Consider the following 23,235-nt stretch of genomic DNA (forward strand, 5'->3'; position numbering starts at 1 on the left):
GGATTAATCTCGTTATGAACCCTAACTATCATAGCAAGGGCGGGGCGGCGGATATATAGTTGCTGTGTATCAGCTATGGTGCATTCTCGTGCGACGGCCGCCGTGTGTGCCAATCTCAGCCGAGTGAGCGGATATGCTCCTGAAGGCGCGCCCATGTGCGATCATAGAGCGCGCGCAGCTGCGCGATCTCGCCGTCGATGGCGGGTCTGTCGAGGTGCTTTACGGCAGTTTCCAGCGCGGTACACACGTCCGCGAGCGCGCTCGCGCCGAGCTGCTGGCAGCCGCCGCGCAGCTTGTGGGCCAGGAGCGCCACCGAAGACAGGTCATCGGCCCGCGCCACCGGGCCCATGGCGCAGATCTGCACCAGGAGCTCGCGCTCGTAGAGATTGGAGACGAGATGAGCCGCATCTGCCAGCGGCATCTGGAATGACGACATCAGCCGCATGAGTGCCGGCCAGTTGATCAGCTCCGCAGGGTCTGTCGTCGTGGGGCTCGGGGCGACCGGGGTCGGCGCCGCCTGCGGGGCTGGGAGCACACCGTACGCGCGCGGCTCCAGCACACGCTGGAGATCATCAAGCAGCACCGGCTTGCTCAGATAGTCGTTCATGCCGGCATCCAGGTAGCGCTCCCGGTCGCCACGGAGCGCCGAGGCGGTCAGCGCGATGATGGAGGGCTGGACGATCTCATCCGCCAGGCTGCGGATGCGCCTGGCGGCCGTCTCGCCGTCCATGATCGGCATCTGAATGTCCATCAGCACCAGATCGTACGGCGCGGCGCGCACGTGCTCAAGGGCGGCCTCACCATCGCCCACGATCACCGGCGTGACGCCGAGCTGCTCGAGCATGCGCCGAAGCACCTCCTGGTTGATCAGGTTATCCTCGGCGACCAGCACGCGCAGCGCGGTGATCGGCTTGCGCGCCACCGTCGCATCGAGCGCTGAGGGCGGGGCCAGCGCGGCGGTGATGGGGAGCGTCAGCGTAAACGCCGTGCCGACGCCAGTCTCGCTCATCACCTCAAGCCGCCCGCCCATAAGCTTGACAAGGTGCTGGCTGATCGTCAGGCCCAGCCCCGTCCCGCTCTCCTGGTGGGCCAGCACGCGCTCAAGCTGTACGAAGGGCCGGAAGATCCGCTCCAGCTGCTCGGGGGCGATCCCGATGCCCGTGTCGCGCACGACGATCACGATCTCATACTGCTCGGCGTCAAGCTGACGGCTGTCCAGTGTGAGCCACACCGCGCCATGGCTGGTAAACTTCACCGCGTTCGAGAGCAGGTTGACGAGCACCTGGCGCAGCCGGACGCCATCGCCGATCACCATGTCGGGTGTGTTCGGGGAGATCTGGACGGTGAGGCCGATACCCTTACGCGCGATGCCATAGCTGACGAGGTCGATCGCGGCCTGGCAGATCGCCCGCAGATCGAAGGGCTGCGTGACGAGATCAAACTGGCCGGCCTCGATCTTCGAGAGGTCAAGGATATTGCCGATCAGGCTGAGCAGAGTCTCGCCGCCGGTGCGGATGATCGCGGCGCTCTCGCGCTGCGAGGGGCTCAGCGAGCTCTCGGCCAGCAGGCCGGCCATGCCGATGATCGCGGTGAGCGGGGTGCGGATCTCGTGGCTCATGTGGGCCAGGAAGGTCGACTTGGCCCGGTCGGCGGATTCAGCCGCCTCTTTGGCCCGGAGCAGCGCATCGGTCGCCTGCTTGCGCTCGGTGATATCGTGGACGACAAACAGCAGCGTGTCGTCGACCACCGGCACCACCCGCGCCTCGTAGACGAGCTGCTCGATACCAAGGCCCAGCTGAAACTCGAAGGTCGCGACCCCGCCCGCCGTCAGCACATGAGACATCGCCGTCTGCATCTGGGCAATGATTGAGTCGGGGATCTGGAATATGGGGAGCAGGTCCATGATGGACTGTCCCTGGATCTCGATGGGCGGGCTCAGCGGCGGCGAATGAGGTGGCGCGTGGTAGTCGAGGATAGTGCCGTCAGCGTGAATCATCAGCAGCACATCGGGCAGGGCGTCGCGCAGCGCTCGTAGCTGGGCCTCGCTGGCAGCCAGGGCCTGCTCGGCAACCTTACGCTCGGTGATGTCCTGGGCGATGCAGAGGATCTGGCTCGGGCGCCCTTCCTCATCGTACATAAAGATCTGGTCGCGGCTCAGCACCCAGTGGAGCTCGCCGTTGGCGAGCCGCACCCGGTGCTCCAGCTCGGACACCGCGCCGTCGCCGACCGCGATCAGGCGGCGACGGTGCGCCTCCAGCCGGGCGAGATCCTCGTCGTCGAGCAGCAGATCAGACGCCACGACGCCATCTACCTGGATCTGCTCAGGGGTGTGGCCGACCATCGTCGATAGATCATGGTTGATGTAGACGGTGCGGCGGGTGGTCAGGTCGAAGACATAGATGATATCGGGCGTCGAGTGCATGACGCGCTGGATGAAGTGCTCGCGCTCGGCCAGGGCGAGGGTGGCCTCCCAGCCCTGCTGCGCGGCGGCAAGCATCTCGGCGGCGGTGCGCAGCAGTTGGACGCTCGGCTCATCCCATGTGCGGGCCTTACGTGTATCAGTCGTCGCAAGCAGGCCCCATTGCTCTCCATCGAGGAAGAGCGGGATCAGGAGCTTCGACTGGGCTCTGTTCTGTGCGAGGAACTCCGCGAAGCTTGAGCTATCTGGGAAGTGCCCGCCAACCGGGCCGTTGAACACCTGACCGGCAGCGAGAGCCGCGTTGATCTCAGGCGGAATATCACTTCGTTGTTCAGAGCTCGGGATGGTCGGGGGTGGCACGTCGGGCGCGTGGGCCGTGGCGAGAGCTCTCGGCTTCTGGACGCTCTGGTAGAGCGCCAGTTGGCTCGCGTCAACCGCCTCGCGCAGCGTGTCGAGCACGCCGCGCATGATCGTCTCGTGCGCCTGTTGGGACTCCCCCTTACTGATCAGCTGCTGTGAGCAGTGCGCCAGCGTCTCGGCATAGCGCAGCTGCTGACTCAGGCTGGTCTCCGTCTGCCAGCGCTGAAGCGTGGTGCCGATGACGCCGGAGATCGTGTGCAGCAGGAGCGTCTCGTGTGTGCTCCACACCCGGTCGGGCTGCGGGTCGCTGAAGAAGATCGCCCCCCACCACACCTGTCCCACAAAGATCGGGAAGCAGAGGATAGAGCGGATCTCCTGCTCATCGAAGATCCGGTGCAGCCACGGCAGCGGGGGCAGCATGCCCTGGATGGGGCCGAGCCAGAGGTTGCCTGACTCCAGGCTGTGGCGGACGCCGTCTGGCAGGTGGCCCCAGGCAATCTGCCGGCCGCGCAGCATCGTGGTCTCGGCGGGGCCGGCTTGGATCTCCACGCGGGCTGAGAGGCCCTGCTGCGGGTCGTCGATCGTTCGCAGCAAGTAGATCCGGTTCACCTCGGTCGCCGTATAGATGGCCTCCAACGATGCCGTCAGCAGGCGCTGCTGATCATCGTCGGTGAGCGCTGGGTCGAGCAGCATCTGTGAGCTGCGCACGATGGTGGCCTGCATCTGGAGCTGACGCTTGAGCATCTGCTCCGCCGCCTTACGCGCGGTGATCTCGCTATAAACGATCATCGCCCCGTAGCCGGGCAGATCGAGCGGCACTGCGGTGACTGCGTACCAGGATGGGATGCCGCCCTGCCTGAGCAGACCGACCTCCGCGTCGCTGATCGGCTGCGACTCGCGGATCGCCCGCACCCCCGGGTGCTCGTCCATCGCCATCGGGGCGCCGTCGGCGCGTATCAGCTGCGCGGCGGCGGCGCCCGCCGCGCCGAGCGGGTCGCCGATATCCCCGGCGGCCAGATTGTGCTCCAGCAGCTGGCCGCGCTCATCGGTGATCACGACGCCGGCCGGCATCGTCTGAAACAGCGTCCGGTACTTCACCTCGCTGGCGTGCAGGTTTGCCAGCGCCTGCTCAAGCCGGGCCGTGCGCTCGGCCACGCGCTGCTCCAGCTCGGCGTTCAGCTGGTCGCGCTCGGCCAGCGCCTCCTCAGCGGCCTGTAAGCTCTTGCTGAAGCTGCTCTGGAGCCTGAGCGCCAGAGTGGCCATCACCCCGCTGATGCCGATCATGAGCAGGCCATGGGTCAGCAGCGTATTCACATCGGTTATCCGCGCGACCGCCTCGGCGATATGCTCGGCGGGCTGCTGTGAAAAGATCGTCAGCCCCGCACCAATCATCGCCGCAACGAGCAGCCAGACGACGAACGCCTGCCGGCGGCTGAGGAGCAGCGCCGCCAGCATAACGATGGCGAAGAGGTTGTCTCGCCCCGATGAGACGAGCCCCAGGTGCATCAGGATATAGCCGTTAAAGCCGAGCCAGATCCCAATAATCACGATCACGCGCCTCTGGACGGGGATGGATCGCACGAGGACAAACGCCACCAGGATGGTGTAGAACACGCCATTGAAGACGATATGCTCGATCTGGCCGCGCTGGTAGGAGCCGACCGTGTCGACGACAAGCGGCAGGAAGGTGAGCGCGATGATGATCCGGAGCACCCCGCTCAGCGCATGCTCGCGCCATGCGTGCAGCATGGGAGTCTCGATCTGTTCGGTCGGGAACAGTTTCTTTAGCATCAGTGGGCCTTAGCGCTCATCGATAAGGGGCAGGTAGAATGCGAAGGTGCTCCCGCTCCCGGGCGTCGAGGCCACCCCCGTCCAGCCCCCATGGCGCGTGATCAGCTCGCGTGTGATCGCCAGGCCGAGCCCCGTCCCCGGGACGTGGGTCTGGCTCTGGACGCGGTAGAAGCGCTCGAAGAGGTTCCCGATATGCTTGGCGTCAATGCCGATACCCGTATCGACGATGCGCAGCCCGGCCCAGAACCCGGTGTCGGCGGCGCTATAGCCGGGCCATCCGGGCGAGGGCGGGCCGACATCCAGCCGGCGACACTCGCAGCGGATCACGCCCTCACCGGCGGTGAACTTGATCGCGTTGCTGATCAGGTTGCGGACACACTGCCCGAGCTGGGCCGGGTCGCCGGACAGGATCAGATTCTGCTCGGCCTGCACTTCCATGCGCAGGCCCTTGCTGCTCGCCAGCGGGCGCAGCTGCGCGACGGCCTGCGACAGGATCTCGCCAAGGTCGATCCGGCGATCCTCGCTCAGCAGACCGCCGCTGTCGATCCGGCTCAGGTCGAGGATATCGCTGATCAGATCGTCGAGCAGCTGGGCCTGGGCGCGCACCTCGCGGATCAGGTGTCGCCGCCGCTCCTCGCCGAGCCGGTCGTAGAGGGTGTCGAGGTTGCCGCTGTGCAGCGCGATGATCGAGAGCGGCGTGCGCAGCTCGTGCGAGACGTTCGAGATGAACAGGTCCTTCGTGCGCTCGGCCGCCTTGAGCGGCGTGATATCGCGGTGGACGCTGACGACGCCCGCGGGCGTGTCGGGGCGCTGCGGGTCGAAGATCGGGGCGACCGTCAGCGCCGCGTCGTAGGTGGAGCCATCGCGCCGGCTGTCCAGCAGCTCGCCGCGCCACATCTTCCCGGCGCGCACATGCCTGTGGATCGTCTGGTAGAGCAGCCTGGCGCTCTCGTCGTGCTGCAGCAGGCACCAGGATCTACCGATCAGCTCCTCGCCGCTGTAGCCCGTCAGGATGGTCGTCGCGGGGTTCGCGTAGTTGATGATACAGTCTTCGTCGGTGACGAACACCGCCTCGCCGAGAGCCTCAAGGATGGCCTGGGTGCGATCTCGCTCGGCCTGAAGCTCGTTGGTGCGCACCGCGACCATCTCCTCCATCTGCTCGGCGTGGCGCTGTAGCCGCCGGTTGAGCAGGGCGGTCTCGATCGCCTGCCCGAGCGCGCTGACCAGGCTCTGGGCGAACGCGCGGTCCTGGGCGTCGAAGCGGCGCTCGCTCTCGGCGAGCAGCACAATCGCGCCAGAGGCCCGACCGTTGAGCATGATCGGCACAGCGTGGGGCATCGGTTCGTGCTGGCTGTTGGGCCACCGCATGGGCTCGGCCAGCGCGCTATCGAGGGCCGACGGCATGGCGCCATAGGCCGCCACGAGCTGCTGCGCCCGCTCATACGACAGGATCGCCGACGCTACCGGCTGGGCCGACGGAGGCGCCAGGCTTAGCGACGATGTGAACAGCAGCTCGGCGCCATCGTCGGGCAGCAGCCAGGCCTCGGCCGCCGCTAGGCCGAGGGCCTGGGCCAGCACGGTACATGCGTGGTGGACGGCGCCCTCCATTTGCAGGGATGTCTGGAGCCTGGCCGCAGACGTGACGATGAAGCCGTTCAGCAGCGATAGCTCGCGGTTGCGCCGGGCCATCTCCTCCTCAGCGCGCTGCCGCTGCGTGCGCTCCTGGAGCAGCAGCCGGTAGCGGTTCAGGCGCAGGATCGAGCCTACCCGGGCGCGCAGCTCGATGAAATCGATCGGCTTGGTGATAAAGTCGTCAGCGCCGACCTCTAGGCTACGCATGCGGGCGTCGGGGTCGTTGAGCGATGTGATCATGATCACCGGAACCTCGGCCAGCTGCACCTCGGCACGCACGCGGCGACAGAGCTCGATCCCATCGAGGTCGGGGAGCATCACATCGAGCAGGATGAGGTCGGGCGGCTGGGCCAGCGCCGCAGCAACGGCCTCACGCGCTGTGCCGGTAACAGTGATCGTGCAGCCCTGGGCCTCCAGCGAACGCTGCATGAGTTGTCGGATCACCGGGTCGTCATCCACCACGAGGACGTGGCCAATCTGTGCCATAGCTCCTGCTCCTGCGCTCGGCTATCCCTCAGGCGCGACGAGCCGGTAGCCAACCCCGCGCACATTCTCGATACAGCCCATCTCGCCGATCTCGTAGCCCAGCCGGCGCCGCAGGATCCGGATCAGCGGCCGCAGCAGGCCGCTGGCATCGATGTCGTCGGTGTCGATCATGTGGCTGACCTTCACGATCTCACGCGGCGGCACGACCTGGCCAGCCCGACGGGCTAGGCACTCCAGCACGCGGAACTCGCGCGCCGAGAAGGTGATCTCGTCGCCGTTGAGCCAGACCCGGTGCTGGCTCGGCGCGACCCAGAGTCCGCCGACCTCAATCAGGTCGCTCGCCAGCTCGGGCGCGCTGGCGGCGGGTGAGGGCGTAGGCGGCAGGCGCTCCGCCGCGCTCAGATCCGGCGGGGCCGCCGCCTTGAGCTCACGCGCCCGGCGCAGCCGCCCCTCGACGACGGCGAGCAGATCCTCGGGCTTGATCGGCTTGATCAGGTAATCATCGACCCCGAGGGTCTTCCCGTAGCGGATGTCGCTCGCCATCGCCCGCGCGGTCAGGAAGATAAACGGGATGCGCAGCAGCTCTGGGTCGGCGCGTATCTGCTCGAAGAGCTGGTAGCCGTTGAGCTCGGGCATCGCGATGTCGGCCAGGATGAGGCTGATGGTATTGCGGTGCAGGATGTCGAGGGCGATGTTGCCGTCAAGCGCCGTGAGCACGTTATACCCGGCAGCCTCTAGGGTTATCTGGAGGCCGAGCAGCAGCTCGGGCTGATCATCGACGATAAGAATAGTAGACAGCTCCGTCATTGGGTCACCACCAGGGTTCATTTTGATGAAGGCGCGAGGGATCCAGTCTTCGTTTACCGGCGGGACGAGGGCAGCTGCGCCATCATAGAGACACTATAGATGATCGTATGAGCCGCGTCATCTGATCTCGGAGCTGGTCGGCGGACAGCTGGCCCTTCTGGACGCAGCAGATCATGCGCGCCTGGAGCCATGCGCGCTCGCTGGCAGTCAGCTCTTTGGCGGTCAGCACCATGATCGGTGTCCGCGCGGTGCGCGGCTCGGCGCGCAGCCGCTCAAGCACGGCGATGCCGTCCATGCCAGGCATCATCAGGTCGAGGACGATCAGGTCGGGGCGCACAGACTCCACAGAGGCCAGCCCGGCCCGCCCGTCGGTCGCCTCGACCACACGGCACTGCTGCTCGTCGAGGGAGAGCCGGACGATCTCGCGCGCGTCGGGGTCGTCATCGATCACCAGGATCGTCGCCAGCGGCTCTATGAGGCGGCGGATGCGCAGTATCAGCGCCGCACCGTCGATCGGCTTGGGCAGGTAGTCGTTCGCGCCCAGGGTGATCGCCAGCCGCTGCTGATCGGCCGTCGAGCAGATCAGCACCGGGATCGGGCTGATGTCGGGGCTCGTCTTTAGCTCCCCCAGCACATCCCAGCCGTTGAGGTGCGGCATCAGCACGTCGAGGATCACGAGCTGCGGCCGGATCTGCCGGATTCGCTCGATCGCGTGGCGGATGTCGAGCACAGGGGTGACGGCGTAGCCCTGGGGCTCAAGGTGCAGGCGGCAGATCTCTTGGGAGCTTCGATCATTATCGACGATGACGACCATCGGCGGCGCGTCGCGCCCCGCATCCGGCGCGGGGCGCGGCGGCCCCGGCGCGGGCGGCGGCGGCTCCATGTCCGCGCCACCCTCAACCGCGCGATAGCCGAGGGTGGCGTTAATTAGGCCCAGCATGCGCTCGGCGTTGGCCAGCACGCGCTGCTGGAGATCCAGCTGGCGCTCGCTGAGCGTGCCATAGCGCTCCTTGCCGAGGAACCGCGTCAAGTTGAGGATGGCGTTGAGCGGTGCGCGCAGATCATGGGACATGTCGGCGAGGATCTGGCGCTGCGCCATGCTGGCCTCCTCGGCCGCCCGCGCGGCCTCGCCGAGGCGCGCGTTCGCCTGCTGGAGCTCGGCCGTGCGCTCTGCCACGCGCCGCTCGAGCGCGTCGACCTGCTGGCGTAGCTCGGCGGCCTCCGCGGTGCCGTCGATGGGGGGCTGGCCCTCCTGCTGGACGGCGCTCCGGCGGGCCAGGATCAGCGTGATCAGGACCAGCCATGAGAGCGCCCATATAAGCGCCCAGAGGGGCGGGAGGAGCTGCGCGATCACCGCACCATCCTGGCGCAGCCAGAACCACGCGTAGAGATGGATACCGCCGATGAGCAGCAGGATCACTGTGCTCAGCAAGAGGAAGATGTCGCCCATGGGCATGGACAGAAGGCACCCAGCCCGTGGCTGCTCATGGTGATGTTTCATCGCCAGCGTCTCACTGCGGGAACATCAGCTTAACGACCTCGGGGTCCGAGTCGCCCCAGAAGCCATCTGGCAGGTCCATGCGTACATACGAATCTAGCGTATCGTTCGTGATCACCTTGAGCGGAATATCGACGTGGTGTGGCACCGGCACACCGGCGAGCACATCAAGGGCGGTCGTCACCCCAAGCTGGCCGACCCGCGCGGGGTAGCTGACGGCCACCGCCGAGAAGCCGTTCCGCTTCCACTGCTTAAGGAACGAGTTAATATCACCCCCAGTGATCGGCGGCACCGGCACGCCGGCCTCCAGGTATGCCTCCACCGCGCCCACGCCCTGTGAGCCGTCAGACCAGATCCCGTCGATATGGCCGAGCGTCTGCAGCCAGCCCTGCATCGCCTTCTTGCCATCGACCGGCGACCAGTTAGCGTAGGCCTGGGCCAGCTCGTGGATCTCAGGTGCCTTGGCGAAGACCTCACGGGCGCAGCGCATACGATCCTCGGCCACGCTCGAGTCTTTAACGCCCGAAAGGAGCACGATATCACCCCGCCCGCCCAGCTCCTGCACCAGCCACTCGGCCTGGAGCTGGCCGATGGTGCAGTTATTGGCCGAGACATAGGAGACGTAGTTGTCACCCGTCACGGTGCGGTCGATCAGGATCACCGGGACGCCCTGGGCCATCGCCGCGTCGATCGACGGCTTGAGCTCATCGAGCTTCGCCGGGCTGACGAGCAGCGCATCACAGCCCTCGGACAGCAGGCGCTGGATGTCGCTGATCTGGGTGGCCGGGTCATCTTTGGCATCGGCCTCGCGATAGGTGGCGATCTCTGCGTGGTGCCGCGCCTCGTAGCGGACGTGCTCAACCATCGAAAGGCGCCAGGAGTTTGAGGCCGAGGCATTGCTAAAGCAGAATGTATAGGGCGGGGCCTTCTTGTAGCGCGTGGTGTCAACGGCACCCGCCGGCAGCGGCGTCGCGGGCAGTGACGTTGCCTCAGCCCGTCCGCAGGCGACGAGCAGTAAGGGCGCGATCAGTGATACGAGGATGGCAGTAAAACCTGTGCGCCGCCGGATCATGACCCACACTTCCTTTCTCCAGATAGACAAGGCTCGTAACCGCTTGAGCGTTTGCCGCCGCACATCCCTCACCTCATCCCCTCTCCCTCAAGGGGAGCAAGGAACACATCCCTTATGCTTGCCATTCCGCGCCGCCGAGTCCGCACAGGGCAGGGTGAACGAGAACGCCGACCCAGCCCCGGGGGCGCTCTCCAGCCAGATCTGGCCGCCGTGCATCTCGATCAGATGCTTGCTGATCGACAGGCCCAGCCCAGTGCCGCCATACTCGCGCGTCATGTCGCCCTGGATCTGGCGGAACTCCTCGAACACCAGGCGGTGGTGCTCGGGCGCGATCCCGATGCCGGTATCGCGGACGGTGACACAGAGCATCTGATCATCGCGCCGCTCGACGTGCAGCGTGATCGCGCCCTGGTGCGTAAACTTCGCCGCGTTCGAGAGCAAGTTGAGCAGCACCTGGCGGATGCGGGTTTTGTCGCCCCTTACCATGGGCAGCGCTGTGGGAACATCCAGGTCGATGTGGATCGGCTTTTCCTTCGTCAGGCCGACCGTCGTCGCCATCACCCCGCGCAAGACAGGCATCAGGTCGATGTCCTCGTATACAAGATCGATATGGCCAGACTCGATCTTCGAGAGGTCGAGGATATCGTTGATCAGGCCTAGCAAATGCTCACTATTCACCAGCACGCGCTGCTGAAGCGCATGCTGGCGCTCGCTGAGCGTGCCGTAGCGCTCCTTGCCGAGAAACTGCGTGAAGTTAAGGATGGCGTTGAGCGGCGTGCGCAGCTCGTGGCTCATGTTGGCCAGGAACTGGCTCTTCATGCGGTTCGCATCCTCGGCGGCCTCTTTGGCCAGCGCCAGCTCGCTGGTGCGCTTGGCGACCCGCGCGTCCAGCTCGGCGTTCAGCCGGTGGGTCGCCGCCACCTGCGCATGGAGCTCTGACTCGCGGGCGCGGAGGGCGCGGAGCATGTGGCCAAACGAGCGCGCGAGCGCGCCGAACTCGTCGGGGCGATCCTGGCCGGGCGGGTCGACCCAGCGCCCGGCGCTGATCTGGGTCGTCGCGGAGATGAGCCGGCGCAGCGGCATCAGGACGAGCTGCCGCAGGAGCAGCCCGACCACAAGGTTGAGCACGATAATCAGAAGCACGGCCGTGGTGATGCTGCTGACAAGCTCGCGCCGAAAGGCCGCCGACAGGTCGGCGGTGCTAAAGCGCATAGCGATCATGCCGGCAGCCTGGCCCTGATAGATGATCGGGTGCGCGATCTCAAGAAAGTCGCCGCTCCAGCGCTCCTGATAGTCGTGGCGCTCCTGCGCGCGCTGGAGGAGATCGCCGAAGCCCGCCCGCGCCTGATCGGGCGCAAGCGGGGCCGCCGTCGCCCCGAGCAGCTGGCCATCGAGCGCGTAGAAGGCCACAAAGAGCGGCTCGCCGCCCTCCGTCGCGGACTGGCCGGTCAAGATCAGCTGGTGCGTATCCCCCTGGGCAAAGTAGACGCTGGCCGCATAGCTGATCACGTCGAGCTGGCTCAGGGCCCGCTCAAGCATATCCTCCTTATGGTAGGCCTGCGACGCACGCATGCTCAGGGCGGTCGAGATAGCCAAGACAACCGTAATACTGATCAACATCACGAGCAAGATCTGACGAGTCAGGTTTTGGGAGGGCCAGTGCAGCGGCATGGTTGTAGTGTAGGATATGGTATGAGTCAGTTCATCAGACGGGTGGTACCGTCCACACGCGTATCTATATCGTAGCTGATCGCGCATGATAGGTCTATGTCCCCTGCGTAGAGGGCGTCATCATGATATGTGTCATGTGCTGCGCGGGGAGCACTTACCGCAGCAGATATCATGTATCATAGAGCTGTGACAGCGCCTGTCAATGGCTACAGAACGCCACAGTGCGCAAACGCGGGGCAGAGATGCCCCGCGGCTGATACGCAACCGCACCGGAGCCGATACAGAAGTCGCATAGTGCGCGCCAGGAGCCAGGCGTAGAATGATCGCGGCATCGGCCCTCAGATGACCCTGGCCGCTGGGAGTCACGGCTGAGCGACCACACACCGCGTCCAGCTGAGTACCAGTGTCAAAGACCTTCTCTGAGGTAACGTCATGCTCCACGCACGTCGACTGTCCCGCATCTTCGTCATGATCCACGCCGACGAGGATCTTCGACGCAGAGGGCAGAACCTGCTCACGATACTCTGGGGGCTGATCGGCATCACGCTGCTGACCCTACCGATCACAGTGCTGAACGGCCGGAACGGCCCGCTGATCAACTCGATCATCGCGCTACCCCTGGGCGCGTGGCTGATCGTGCTGACGCACCGGGGCCACGTGAGCCTCGTGGCGACGCTCGTCATCATCTCCACCACCGCAAGCCTGGTGCTTGTCCCGATATTCGGCTCGGCGGACTTCTCGGCCAGCGCCTACTACTTCCTCCTGAACATCCTCATCGCCGGAGTCATCCTGTCGCCGATCGCCACCTGGGGCATGGTGGCGATGAATCTGGCCGCCCTGATCATGGCCGCCCTGCTCAGCCGGCAGGAGGCCCAAGTAGCGCCGAGCATCCTGGTCACAAGCGTCAACGCCGGCATACTCCAGGCCTTCGCCGCGATGATCGTGGTCATCAACATGGTCACCACCGCGCGGGCGCTCCGCGATGCGCGGCAGGCCCGCGCCGAGACTCAGCTGGCCAACCAGTCCCTGGCCATGAGCAACGCCAGCCTTGAGCGACAGGTGGCCGAGCGCACCGCCGCGCTGAGCGTCTCGCTGGCCGAGAGCGAGGCGCACGCGCTCGCCCTCCAGGAGTCGCTGGATGCCCGGGAGCGCATGAGCGATCTGATCACAGACCTCTCGCTGCCAATGATCCCGATCAGCCATGACGCCCTGGTCGTTCCGCTCGTCGGCGCGCTCGACAGCGCGCGAGCCAGCCTGCTGCTCCAGCGCGTGCTCGCGCAGATCGAGTCCCAGCGGGCGCGGACGCTGATCCTGGATGTGACGGGGCTGCCGATCATCGACACCCACGTGGCCAGGGTGCTGCTCAGCACCGCGCAGGCCGCCCGCCTGCTCGGCGCGCGCTCCATCCTGGTCGGCATCCGGCCCGAGGTCGCCCAGGCGCTCGTCAGCCTGGGGGTCGACCTGTCAAAACTCCAGACCCACGCGACGCTACAGCAGGCCATCGGGACGCTGTTTGTGCTGCGATAGGGCCATCACCCCTGGCACCTCGCACATGATCACATCACAACTAACACAGAAAGCGCATAGACCTCCCCGCCCCCAGCGTATACCATAGTACAGCCAACGGGTATCTGGGCGTGAGCAAAGGGGGCCTTCTATGAATCGGGGCGTAAGCCTTTTTGATAAAAAGATATTGTTGGTTGACGATCAGGAGATCAACCTCCAGCTGCTCAAGCGCATTCTTCAGCACGAGGGCTTTACCTCTGTTCAGAGCCTGAGCGACCCCTACCAGGCCCTGTCGACCTATATCGAGTACCAGCCTGATATCATCCTGCTCGACCTGATGATGCCCGGCCTCGACGGCATCACGATCATGCAGCTGCTGAACCAGTGCATCCCCGAAGGCGTCTACCTGCCCATCCTGGTGCTCACCGCCGATATGAGCCCCGAGACGCGGCGGCACGCCCTGTCCCTGGGGGCGAAGGACTTCCTGACCAAGCCCTTCGACCCGACCGAGGTCGTGCTGCGGATCCAAAACCTGCTGGAGACGCGCCGCCTCTACCTGCAGCTCCAGACGCAGAACCATCACCTGAGCCAGCAGGTCCAGCGTGGCCTGCGCGACATCGACGAGGCCCAGACCGAGGTCATCCTACGGCTCTCGCAGGCCGCCGAGTACCGCGACGAGGAGACGGGCCTGCACACCCAGCGCGTCGGCCGGCTCTCGGCGCTGATCGCCCGGTCGATCGGCCTCGATGAGGAGCAGGTCGAGCTCATCCGCCGCGCCGCGCCGCTCCACGATATCGGCAAGATCGCGATCCCCGACTACATCCTGCGCAAGCCGGGCCGACTCACCGCAGAGGAGCTCAGGCGGATGCAGGAGCACGCGGCGATGGGGGCGCGCATGCTTGAGGATAGCCGCTTCCCGCTGCTCCAGGCGGCCCACGAGATCGCCCTCTACCACCACGAGCGATGGGACGGCGCCGGCTACCCTCAGGGTATCGGGGGCCACGACATCCCGATCATGGCGCGGATCGTCGCGGTGGCCGACGCCTTCGACGCACTGACCCACGAGCGCCCGTATAAGCACGCCTGGAGCGTCGATGAGACGCTCACTGAGCTCCGTGCGTGCAGCGGCTCGCGCTACGACCCGCAGGTGATCGAGGCGCTGAACAAGGTTGTAATCCAGGAGGGGCTCTACCGCCCTGGAATGATCGTCTCGCTGGGAGCGATCTACCCAGAGCCATTGCCGCGGATCATGGCGGCCGTGTCGTAGCGCGCCGCAGGGCGGCTACGCGCTCACCTTTCAGCCGAGCAGGGCATACATACATACAAGGGGGCTCTTATGGAAACCGAAGGTACACTAGCGAATATCTCTACACTGCGCCTACTCTATATATTTGGGCGAAACGCGCGCAGCGGCAAGCTGCAGATCTCGAACGAGACCGCGTGGGCGCTGCTCTGGCTACGGGATGGCCAGGTCGTGAGCGCGATCATCCTTAGCAAGAGCGACCGGCGCCCGCTGCACGCCGGCGAGCAGGCCATCCTCGATCTCTTCACATGGACCAGCGGCCACTATAGCTACAGCCCCGACCCGGCGAGCGGCAGCTACCCCGTCACGATCAGACGCTCCACCAGCGATCTGATCGGCGAGGAGCTGGAGCACCGCAACGCTCCCGCAGCCCCCCCCCCGACGAGAGAGATCGCGGGCAAGCGGGCGCCCACCTATACGGCATGGCTGCGGCTCACATCCGCCGATGCGAGCCCGCGATGATCAACGAGATGCCCCAGCCCGCCACGATCCTGGTGGTCGATGACCTGCCGCAGAACCGGCAGCTCATCGAGCTCTATCTCGTGCGGCTGGGGCATCGGGTGATGCAGGCGGCAAATGGCCGCGAAGCGATCGATCTGCTCCGCACGCAGCGGGCCGACCTGATCATGCTCGATATCATGATGCCGGTGATGGACGGCTTCGAGACGCTCACCATCTTAAAGGCCGACCCGGCGCTGCGGCACACGCCAGTGGTCGTCGTCTCCGCGCTCAACAGCACCGAGGATGTCGCCCGATGCATCTCGCTCGGCGCCGATGATTTCCTCTTCAAGCCGGTCGACCGGGTGCTGCTCGATGCGCGCGTCGAGGCCTGCCTCGTGCGCAAGCGGCTGCACGACCGCGAGCAGGCCGCCCTGGCGGCGGCCGAGTCCGCCAACCGCGCCAAGAGCGACTTTGTCGCGATCCTCTCCCACGAGCTGAAGAACCCGATCACCGGGATCGCCGGCTACGCCGATCTGCTGCTGCTCCAGGTGTTCGGCCCGATCACCGCGCAGCAAGAGGAGGGCGTGCGCGTGATCCGCAGCCTCGCTAACCTGACGAAGACGCTGCTCGCCGACCTGACCGATCTCTCGGAGATCGATTCGGGCCATCTGCGGCTTGATCCGTCGCCGTCCCGGCTCGCCGTCGCCGCCGCCGCCGCCAGCAACACGATGCGTACGCTGCTCGCCGACCGGCACCACCGCCTGCGCATCGACATCCCCCCCGATCTGCCGCTCGTGATGGCCGACGAGGTGCGGCTCATCCAGATCCTGACGAACCTGCTCAGCAACGCCGGCAAGTACACCCCGCCGTATGGCTCCATTGTGCTCAGCGCCGCGCAGCTCGACGCCGCGATGATCGAGGTGTCCGTGCGCGACAGCGGCATCGGCATCCCCGCCAATGAGCAAGATCGTATCTTCAGCCCGTTCTTCCGTACAATGAGCGCGCGCGATGGGGGTGAGCCGGGCAGCGGCCTGGGGCTCAATATCACCCGCCGCCTCGTAGAGCTCCAGGGCGGCCGGATCTGGTTCTCCAGCGCCCCCAACGCGGGCAGCACCTTCTCGTTCACTCTCCCGGTCGCGCATTCCGCAACAACACATCCAAAGTAGCACTTCATGAGCGCGCAGTTTGTCTCCCTCTTCGCTGTGGCGCTGATCGGCGCGGCCGCCCTCACGGCGTCTCTGGCCGCGTGGGCGATGTACCACCGCACGCGCGGCTACTTCAGCTTCGCGCTGCTGATGCTCGCCCTGAGCTGGTGGTCCTCGGCGTACGCCATGGAGCTAGCGAGCCGCGACCTCGACCGGGTCATGCTCTGGGTGCGGCTCGAGTATCTTTCGATCGTGAGCATCCCGCCGCTATGGCTGATCTACGCCTGGCGCTACGGCGGGCACGACCGCTGGCTCCGCCCGCGCCGCCTCGCCGCCCTGGCCCTCACCCCCCTGATCACGCTGGCCCTGGCCTGGTCGAACGATGCCCACGGCCTGATCTGGGCCACGGTCGCCCTGAAGCCCGTCGGCGACATGCTGCTGCTCGACACGGCCCACGGCTGGTGGTTCTGGGTCCACACGCTCTACTCCTACACCCTGATCCTGATCGGCAGCACGCTCTTCGTGCGGGCGGCCTGGCACGCGGCGCCGCTCTACCGCTCCCAGGGGGCCGCGCTCATGGGTGCCGGGCTCATCCCGCTGGCCGGCAACCTGCTCTACCTGGCGCAGATTGGCCTGCCGCTGGACGTCGACCTGACGCCGCTGCTCTTCACGGCCAGCGGGATCCTGTGCAGCTGGGCCAGCCACAGCTCGCGCCTGCTGACGATCGTCCCCGTGGCGCGCAACCGCCTGATCGAGGAGATGGGCGACGGCGTGCTCGTCCTCGACGACGCCGGGCGCGTGGCCGATATCAACCCGGTCGGGCAGCAGATCTTCGCCGCCGCATTCGGCGCGGCCGTCGCGCAGCCGCTCGCCGCCGTCGCGCCACAGCTCGCCGCGCTGCTCGCCGCGCCCGAGCGCGCCGACGATGCCCTCCAGGAGCTGACGCTCGGCGCGGGGGCGGGCGCGAGGACCTACGATGTGCGGCGCAAGGCGCTGCGCAACCGGCGCGGCCAGCAGACCGGCTGCCTGATCGTCCTGCGCGACATCACCGAGCGCAAGCGCGGGGAGGCCGAGCTGCGCGCCCAGAAAGATCTCTTCGCCGGGCTTGCCGCCGTCGCCCAGGCCGCCGCCGCGCGGCCCACCCTCCGCGAGACGCTCCGCGGCGTGCTTGAGACATCGGCCGCCCTCGTCGGCACCAGCCGGGGCAGCATCTTCCTGCTCGCCGAGGATCTGAGCGTCTTCGAGAGCATCCGCCTCCAGAGCAGCGCCGCCCCCTACGAGGTCGAGCGCGCGGTGATCACGCGTGTGCTTGTGGATGGCCTCGCCGGGTGGGCCGTGCGCCAGCGCGAGGTCGCCATCATCGACGACACCACCCGCGACCCGCGCTGGCTCCAGCTGGAGGGCGCGGCCGGCGCGGCGATGGCCGTGCCCATCCTGGATCGCGCGCAGGTGCTGGGGGTGATCACGCTCGCGCACCAAGACCGAGGCTTCTTTACCGCTGAGCACGCTGGCCTGATGCGGGCGGTGGCAGGGCAGATCGCGCTGGCGGTGCGCAACGCACAGATGTACGAGACCCAGCGCGAGCTGGCCGAGCTGGCCGATGCGGCGAGCCGCACCAAGAGCGCATTCCTCGCCACGATGAGCCACGAGCTGCGCACCCCGCTCAATGCGATCATCGGCTACAGCCAGCTGCTCATTGAAGAGCTGGGGGCCGCCGCGCATGAGCAGGCCCTCCGCGATCTAGACCAGATCACGGCCTCCGGCCAGCACTTGCTCACCCTGGTCAACGATGTCATCGAGCTCTCACAGATCGAGGCCGGCCAGGCCCGCCTGAGCCTGGGACCGGTTGAGCTCGGCACCCTCGTCGCCAATGTGATCGCCGGGGCGCGCCCGCTCGCGGCGCAGAACGACAACACGCTCAGCGTTGAGTGCGCCGATGATCTCGGCGTGGTGATCACCGATCTGGCGAATCTGCGCCAGATCCTCCAGCAGCTTCTAGCGAACGCCTGTAAGTTCACCGCAGACGGCAGCGTCTGCCTGCGCGTGACCCGCGAGGACGGATCGCTCACCCCGGGCGCGCCTGCGGCGATGATCCGCTTCGTGATCGCCGATAGCGGGATCGGCATGACCGACGAGCAGATCAGCCAGATCTTCACCGAGTTCACCCAGGGCGATATGCGGAGCACGCGGCAGCACGGCGGCATGGGCATCGGGCTCGCCCTCTGCCAGCGGCTCAGTAGCCTGATGGGCGGCACGATCAGTGTGAGCAGCGCGCCGGGCCAGGGGTCGGTCTTCACGCTGAGCCTGCCGGTCGCCCCAGGCGATGCTACGCCGATGGGGTATGGCCCAGACGCTCAGTGAGCTGTGCCAGCGTCGCAGCGTAGAGATGGCGGGCATAGGCGAGCAGCTCGGCGAGCGGCTCGCCCGAAATCTGCGCCGCCGCCTCGATCAGCTCCCAGTGATCGGCCAGCAGCGCTGCGCCGAGCTGCCGGCTGCCGCCGCGCAGCTTGTGGGCAAGGAGACGGATGCGGGGCCGGTCATCGGCGGCGATCGCGCCGGCGATATCCTCCACCTGGGCCGAGAGCTCGCTGCGGAAGAGATCCAGCACGATCGCCGACACCTGATCCTGCCCCCCCCCCACCGATGCGAGCAGGCGATCGATCATGTGCCAGTCGATCATATCATCTGGCCGCGCCGCATCCGCAGACGGCGCCGGGGCGAGGGCCGGCTCAGATCGGGCCGGCTCACCGCCGCGCAGGCCAGCCCGGTCCAAGGCGGCGCACAGATCCTCGACCTGCACCGGCTTGCTGAGGTAGTCGTCCATGCCCGCCGCCAGGTAGCGCTCGCGGTCGCCGCGAAGCGCCGAGGCGGTCAGCGCAATAATATGGGGCTGGGCAATATGCCGCAGCGCGCGAATGCGTTGGGTCGCCTGCTCGCCGTCGAGCTCAGGCATCTGGATATCCATCAGCACGACATCGTAGGTCTGGCGGGCCACGGCGGACAGCGCCTCAAGCCCATGCTGCGCCAGGTCGGGCACGATGCCAAGGCTCTCCAGCAGCCGCGACAGCACCTCCCGGTTGATCGGGTTGTCTTCCGCCAGGAGCACGCGCAGCTGGCTCCGCATCGGCCTGAGGCCAGCATCTGCGGCGCCCACATGTGCGGGCATGGGCAGGGCGGCGATGTGCAGCGGCAGGCGGATCATGAAGGTTGAGCCCGCGCTCGGCCCGCTGGTCACACGGATCTCGCCCCCCATCCGCTCGATAATCTGCCTGCTGATCGTCAGGCCCAGCCCGGTGCCCCCGAAGCGCCGGGTCGTCGTGCTGTCGGCCTGTACAAACGGCTCGAAGATCTGCGACAGATACTCGGGCGCGATCCCGATCCCCGTGTCGCGGATGCTCAGCGCCAGCTCGTACTCGGCATCGGCGAGCGCCCGCCCGCCCGCCGCGAGCCGCACTGAGCCACGCTCGGTGAACTTCACCGCGTTGCCCAGCAGGTTCACCAGCACCTGGCGCAGCCGCCCGCGATCACCCACCAGCGAGACGGGCACCGCCGCATCGACCACATACTCTAGCGCGAGCCCCTTGCGCCCGGCGTCGAGCGCGACGAGATCGACCGCATCGTGCAGGCAGGCCCGCAGATCAAAGGGTTGCAAGTCGAGCTCGATCTGGCCCGCCTCGATCTTTGAGAAGTCGAGGATGTTGCCAATGATCGTCAGCAGGGTCTCGGCGCCGGTGCGGATAGTCGCCAGATACTCGCGCTGCTGCGCCGAGAGGTGTGTGCTCTGCAGCAGGCTGGCCATGCCGATGATCGCGGTGAGCGGGGTGCGGATCTCGTGGCTGACGTGGGCCAGGAAGGTCGACTTGGCCTTATCGGCGGCCTCGGCGGCATTCTTAGCTCGAAGCAGCGCCTCGGTGGACTGGCGGCGCTCGGTGATGTCGCGCACGACAAACAGCAGCGTGTCGCCGGCGATCGGCACGATCCGCGCCTCAAACGCCCGCTCGCCCACGCCCAGCGACAGCATATACTCTAACAGCTGCATATCGCCCGACGCCTGCACCCGCGTTATGGCGGCGTAGGCCATCCTGGCGACCTCCGGCGGGAGCACCTGGTCGAGCCTCTGGCCGAGGAACGACTCTGGCGACGCCAGCATATCATCCTGGCGCGACGCGTAGAACTCCAGGATGGTGCCGTCGGCGCGCACGATGAACAGCATGTCGGGCAGGGCATCGCGCAGCGCCCGCAGCTGGGCCTCGCTGGACACCAGCGCATGCGAAGTGTGCTTGTCCTCGGTGATGTCCTGGACGATACTGAGGATCTGCGTGACGCGCCCTGCGTCATCGCGGGCAAAGGCCTGGGCCCGGCTCAGGAGCCAGCGCTCGCGCCCGTCGCCGAGACGGACGCGATACTCGACCTCGGAGACCTCTCCGTCGGCGGCGGCGGACAGCCGGCCGTAGTGATCGGCCACCTGCCCGTAGTCGTCGGGGTGCAGCATCAGCCGCAGGGCATCCTCATCAACCCTCTGCACCAGCTCGGGGGCGAGGCCGACCGCCGGGGCGATCGGGCGATTGATGAAGAGGCTGCGCCGCGTCGCCAGCTCGACGACGTGAACCACATCGGGGGTCGCCTCCATCACCCGCTGGATGAAGTGCTCGCGCTCGCGCAGCGCCTGGTTCGCCTCCCAGCCCTGCTGGAAGGTGGCGATGATCTCGGCGGCGGTGCGCAGCAGCTGGATGGTCGCCGCATCCCACTCGCGGGCATGCACCCGGTCAAGGGCGGTGAGCGTGCCCCACATCTTCCCGCCGAGAAGCACTGGGATCATCAGGATCGCCTGAACATCATTCTGATCGAGCGACTGCTGGAAGTGAGGGTTATGGGGGAACTGGCCGGGGACCGGCCCGCCGAACCAGCGGCCCTCGCCAAGCGCGACGAGCATCTCGTGCGGGGCGTCCAAGATCTGCACGGGCGACGGCTCGATGTAGGCGGGCAGACCCGGCGCGTGCGTGTCTGCCAGGATCTTCAGGGCGATCTCGCCCTGAAGATCGTCCGGGGGCATGAAGACATAGAGCCGGCTCACGCCGACCGTCTCGCACAGCCTGGTGAGCGCAGCATCGAGGATCTCCCATCGCTCGGCGTCGCTCTCAGGCTGGCGCAGCAGCAGCTGCGAGCAATGGGCCAGCGCCTCGGCGTAGCGCAGCTGCATGGCGCGCTCGCGCTCGGCCTGCTTGCGCGCGGTGATATCGCTGCAGAAGCAGACCATCTCGCCCGCGCCGTCGGAGATATAGGTGACGGCGATCTCAAGATCAAAGATGCGGCCATCCTTGCGCCGGTGGCGGGTCTCGAAGCGATCCGAGCCGGTGGCCATGATCCTGCGGATGCGGGCGTCGGTCTCCGCTGTCTGCTCGGCCGCCTCGACATCAGGGATGCGCATCGTCAACATCTCGGCGCGGCTATAGCCTGACATCGCGCAGTAGGCCTCATTCACATCGGTGAAGCGCATCTGCATATCGATCGCCCAGAAGCCGTCCAGCGCCGTCTGGAGGATCGAGCGCAGGCGCACCTCGCGCGCACGCAGCTCATCGACGGCCAGCTCAAACTCGCCGGTGTGCGCAGCCACCCGCTGCTCCAGGGTTGTGTTCGCCCGATCACGATCGACGAGCGCCTGCTCAGTGGCGCGGAGGCTCTGGCCCAGTATGCCGACCAGCGAGATGATGCTGAGCGCAGCCATCCCGCTCAGCGTCAGGGTGATCAGGGCGCTCAGCAGCAATGTGCTCGGGTCGGTGAGCCGCTGCGCCACTGCGGCGACCTCGGCGGAGGAGCGGCTGGCAAAGGCGATGCCGCTGAGCAGCAGCGCCGCCGCGCCGCTCAGCCAGACCAGCAGCGTTGAGCGGCGGCTGAGGATGAGCGCCGCGATGAGGACGTCGGCGACGATATAGACCCGACCGGCGGAGACAAGGCCGCCGCTCATCAGCAAATAGGTGCTGAAGATCAGGCTGATGCCGAGGGTTGAGAAGATGCGCCACTGGTAGGGGACGCCCCGCGCAACGGCCAGGGCCACGCCAGCGACGCCGAGCAGCAGATCCGCCACAACCGCGACATAGGCGGCCTGTGCGAGCAGCCTGATGACATCCAGCGCGAGCAGCGGCAGAAACGCCAGGATGATCAGGTGGAAGACCCGGCTCATGATATGCTCGCGCCATTGGGCGAGCGCATGCGGCTCGGCGGGAGTGGGATGGGACAATAAACGCATAGTCGCTCTCAGCACATGCTCATCGGCGTTGGAGCGCGCAGCCGCTCGCCGCCATCCGGTCGGGCAAGCCAGCGGACCCGCGCGATCATCTGCGGAAAGTTGATCGGCTTTGGCTCATAGGCATCGCACCCATACGCCGCGAGCTGATCATCTCTCTCTTCAAGCTGCGACTCCGTCAGCACAATGATCGGGATGCCCTGCGTCTCCGGGTGCGCCCGCAGGCGCTGCGCTGTCTTCCGGCCATCGAGGATGGGGATATCAATGTCGAGCAGGATGAGCGCGGGCCGCTCGGCCCGCGCCAGCGCGACCGCCTGCACGCCATTGCTCGCCGTGATGATCTGAAACCCCTCGCGGTTCAGCCGGCGCGTCAGCAGGTTGCGTATGTTTGGATCATCCTCGACGACTAATAGTTTGAGCATATCATACCGCAGTGATGTACTACCACCTGTCGTAACTGCGCCGTTCGCATGCCTGCCGACCGACAAATCTAGTGTACCGGCTCCTACGCGCACTGTCTGTACTGGTTGTGTATCAGCTATTGTCAAGCTTACGCCACGCCGCCCAGTCTGTACACACAACATGACCACAGGAGATACACAGCGCGTATAGACGGTGCCGTGCCGGCTGACTACAATAGGTACAATTTGGCAAGCGGGTGCCACGGTGCCCCCATGCCAGCCCGCTTCTGGGAATTCCTATCGGGTTCACCGTTACATGGACATTGCCAACCCGAATCAGACAGGCGCATGGGCGTCAACGGACACCGGACAGCCCGGCGAGAAGGTCGCCCGCTGGCTTGCCGAGCATCTCCATGAATTGGCCGCACAGCTTCAGCTTGCCCTGCGGGCGACGATGTT

General features: G+C 66.4%; 13 protein-coding genes. 5 read left to right on the plus strand and 8 right to left on the minus strand.

What is annotated here, in order from left to right:
- Positions 1 to 115: 115 nt before the first annotated feature.
- The 6 genes from K2Z83_RS23185 to K2Z83_RS23210 form a co-directional block, all read right to left on the minus strand.
- Positions 116 to 4,570: an ATP-binding protein gene (locus tag K2Z83_RS23185; protein WP_220597552.1), complete on the minus strand. Its 4,455-nt coding sequence runs from the start codon at positions 4,568 to 4,570 to the stop codon at positions 116 to 118.
- 9 nt (positions 4,571 to 4,579) lie between these two features.
- Complete coding sequence (locus tag K2Z83_RS23190) at positions 4,580 to 6,688, minus strand: response regulator (RefSeq protein ID WP_220597553.1); 2,109 nt, start codon at positions 6,686 to 6,688, stop codon at positions 4,580 to 4,582.
- Positions 6,689 to 6,709: 21 nt separating this feature from the next.
- Positions 6,710 to 7,495, minus strand: a complete 786-nt coding sequence (locus K2Z83_RS23195) for a response regulator transcription factor (protein WP_220597554.1) — start codon at positions 7,493 to 7,495, stop codon at positions 6,710 to 6,712.
- Between the two features lie 82 nt (positions 7,496 to 7,577).
- Positions 7,578 to 8,951: a response regulator gene (locus K2Z83_RS23200; protein ID WP_305082520.1), complete on the minus strand. Its 1,374-nt coding sequence runs from the start codon at positions 8,949 to 8,951 to the stop codon at positions 7,578 to 7,580.
- 55 nt (positions 8,952 to 9,006) lie between these two features.
- Positions 9,007 to 10,065 carry a substrate-binding domain-containing protein gene (locus K2Z83_RS23205; protein WP_255604436.1) on the minus strand — a complete coding sequence of 353 codons (1,059 nt, stop codon included), beginning with the start codon at positions 10,063 to 10,065 and terminating at the stop codon, positions 9,007 to 9,009.
- Between the two features lie 87 nt (positions 10,066 to 10,152).
- A complete protein-coding gene (locus K2Z83_RS23210) occupies positions 10,153 to 11,685 on the minus strand; it encodes an ATP-binding protein (protein ID WP_220597557.1) in 1,533 nt (510 codons plus the stop codon).
- Positions 11,686 to 12,168: 483 nt separating this feature from the next.
- On the opposite strand from K2Z83_RS23210, the gene K2Z83_RS23215 reads away from it, so the two are divergent.
- From K2Z83_RS23215 to K2Z83_RS23235, 5 genes are all read left to right on the plus strand, one after another.
- Entirely contained in the window at positions 12,169 to 13,263 is a 1,095-nt protein-coding gene (locus K2Z83_RS23215; protein WP_220597558.1) for an STAS domain-containing protein, read from the plus strand.
- 169 nt (positions 13,264 to 13,432) lie between these two features.
- Positions 13,433 to 14,509 (plus strand): HD domain-containing phosphohydrolase, encoded by a 1,077-nt coding sequence (locus tag K2Z83_RS23220; RefSeq protein WP_255604437.1) that lies wholly within the window; start codon positions 13,433 to 13,435, stop codon positions 14,507 to 14,509.
- 69 nt (positions 14,510 to 14,578) lie between these two features.
- Positions 14,579 to 15,007 carry a DUF4388 domain-containing protein gene (locus K2Z83_RS23225; protein ID WP_220597560.1) on the plus strand — a complete coding sequence of 143 codons (429 nt, stop codon included), beginning with the start codon at positions 14,579 to 14,581 and terminating at the stop codon, positions 15,005 to 15,007.
- A complete protein-coding gene (locus K2Z83_RS23230) occupies positions 15,004 to 16,152 on the plus strand; it encodes a hybrid sensor histidine kinase/response regulator (RefSeq protein WP_220597561.1) in 1,149 nt (382 codons plus the stop codon). Before K2Z83_RS23225 ends, K2Z83_RS23230 begins: the two co-directional genes overlap by 4 nt.
- A 6-nt stretch (positions 16,153 to 16,158) precedes the next feature.
- Positions 16,159 to 18,492 (plus strand): histidine kinase N-terminal 7TM domain-containing protein, encoded by a 2,334-nt coding sequence (locus K2Z83_RS23235; protein WP_220597562.1) that lies wholly within the window; start codon positions 16,159 to 16,161, stop codon positions 18,490 to 18,492.
- Here K2Z83_RS23235 and K2Z83_RS23240 read toward each other — a convergent pair.
- Positions 18,458 to 22,378, minus strand: a complete 3,921-nt coding sequence (locus tag K2Z83_RS23240; protein ID WP_370650268.1) for a PAS domain S-box protein — start codon at positions 22,376 to 22,378, stop codon at positions 18,458 to 18,460. The genes K2Z83_RS23235 and K2Z83_RS23240 overlap by 35 nt on opposite strands.
- 8 nt (positions 22,379 to 22,386) lie before the next feature.
- Positions 22,387 to 22,797 carry a PleD family two-component system response regulator gene (locus K2Z83_RS23245; protein WP_220597564.1) on the minus strand — a complete coding sequence of 137 codons (411 nt, stop codon included), beginning with the start codon at positions 22,795 to 22,797 and terminating at the stop codon, positions 22,387 to 22,389.
- Between the last annotated feature and the right edge of the window lie 438 nt (positions 22,798 to 23,235).

It is taken from the genome of Oscillochloris sp. ZM17-4, from assembly GCF_019599295.1.
In the GTDB taxonomy this organism is placed as follows: Bacteria; Chloroflexota; Chloroflexia; order Chloroflexales; family Chloroflexaceae; genus Oscillochloris.

Excerpts from the sequence above, each read along its gene's own strand:
- K2Z83_RS23185 (WP_220597552.1), bottom strand. The coding sequence starts at position 4,570 with ATGCTAAAGAAACTGTTCCCGACCGAACAGATCGAGACTCCCATGCTG.
- K2Z83_RS23190 (WP_220597553.1), bottom strand. The coding sequence starts at position 6,688 with ATGGCACAGATTGGCCACGTCCTCGTGGTGGATGACGACCCGGTGATC.
- K2Z83_RS23195 (WP_220597554.1), bottom strand. The coding sequence starts at position 7,495 with ATGACGGAGCTGTCTACTATTCTTATCGTCGATGATCAGCCCGAGCTG.
- K2Z83_RS23200 (WP_305082520.1), bottom strand. The coding sequence starts at position 8,951 with ATGCCCATGGGCGACATCTTCCTCTTGCTGAGCACAGTGATCCTGCTG.
- K2Z83_RS23205 (WP_255604436.1), bottom strand. The coding sequence starts at position 10,065 with ATGATCCGGCGGCGCACAGGTTTTACTGCCATCCTCGTATCACTGATC.
- K2Z83_RS23210 (WP_220597557.1), bottom strand. The coding sequence starts at position 11,685 with ATGTTGATCAGTATTACGGTTGTCTTGGCTATCTCGACCGCCCTGAGC.
- K2Z83_RS23215 (WP_220597558.1), top strand. The coding sequence starts at position 12,169 with ATGCTCCACGCACGTCGACTGTCCCGCATCTTCGTCATGATCCACGCC.
- K2Z83_RS23225 (WP_220597560.1), top strand. The coding sequence starts at position 14,579 with ATGGAAACCGAAGGTACACTAGCGAATATCTCTACACTGCGCCTACTC.
- K2Z83_RS23230 (WP_220597561.1), top strand. The coding sequence starts at position 15,004 with ATGATCAACGAGATGCCCCAGCCCGCCACGATCCTGGTGGTCGATGAC.
- K2Z83_RS23235 (WP_220597562.1), top strand. The coding sequence starts at position 16,159 with ATGAGCGCGCAGTTTGTCTCCCTCTTCGCTGTGGCGCTGATCGGCGCG.
- K2Z83_RS23240 (WP_370650268.1), bottom strand. The coding sequence starts at position 22,378 with ATGCGTTTATTGTCCCATCCCACTCCCGCCGAGCCGCATGCGCTCGCC.
- K2Z83_RS23245 (WP_220597564.1), bottom strand. The coding sequence starts at position 22,797 with ATGCTCAAACTATTAGTCGTCGAGGATGATCCAAACATACGCAACCTG.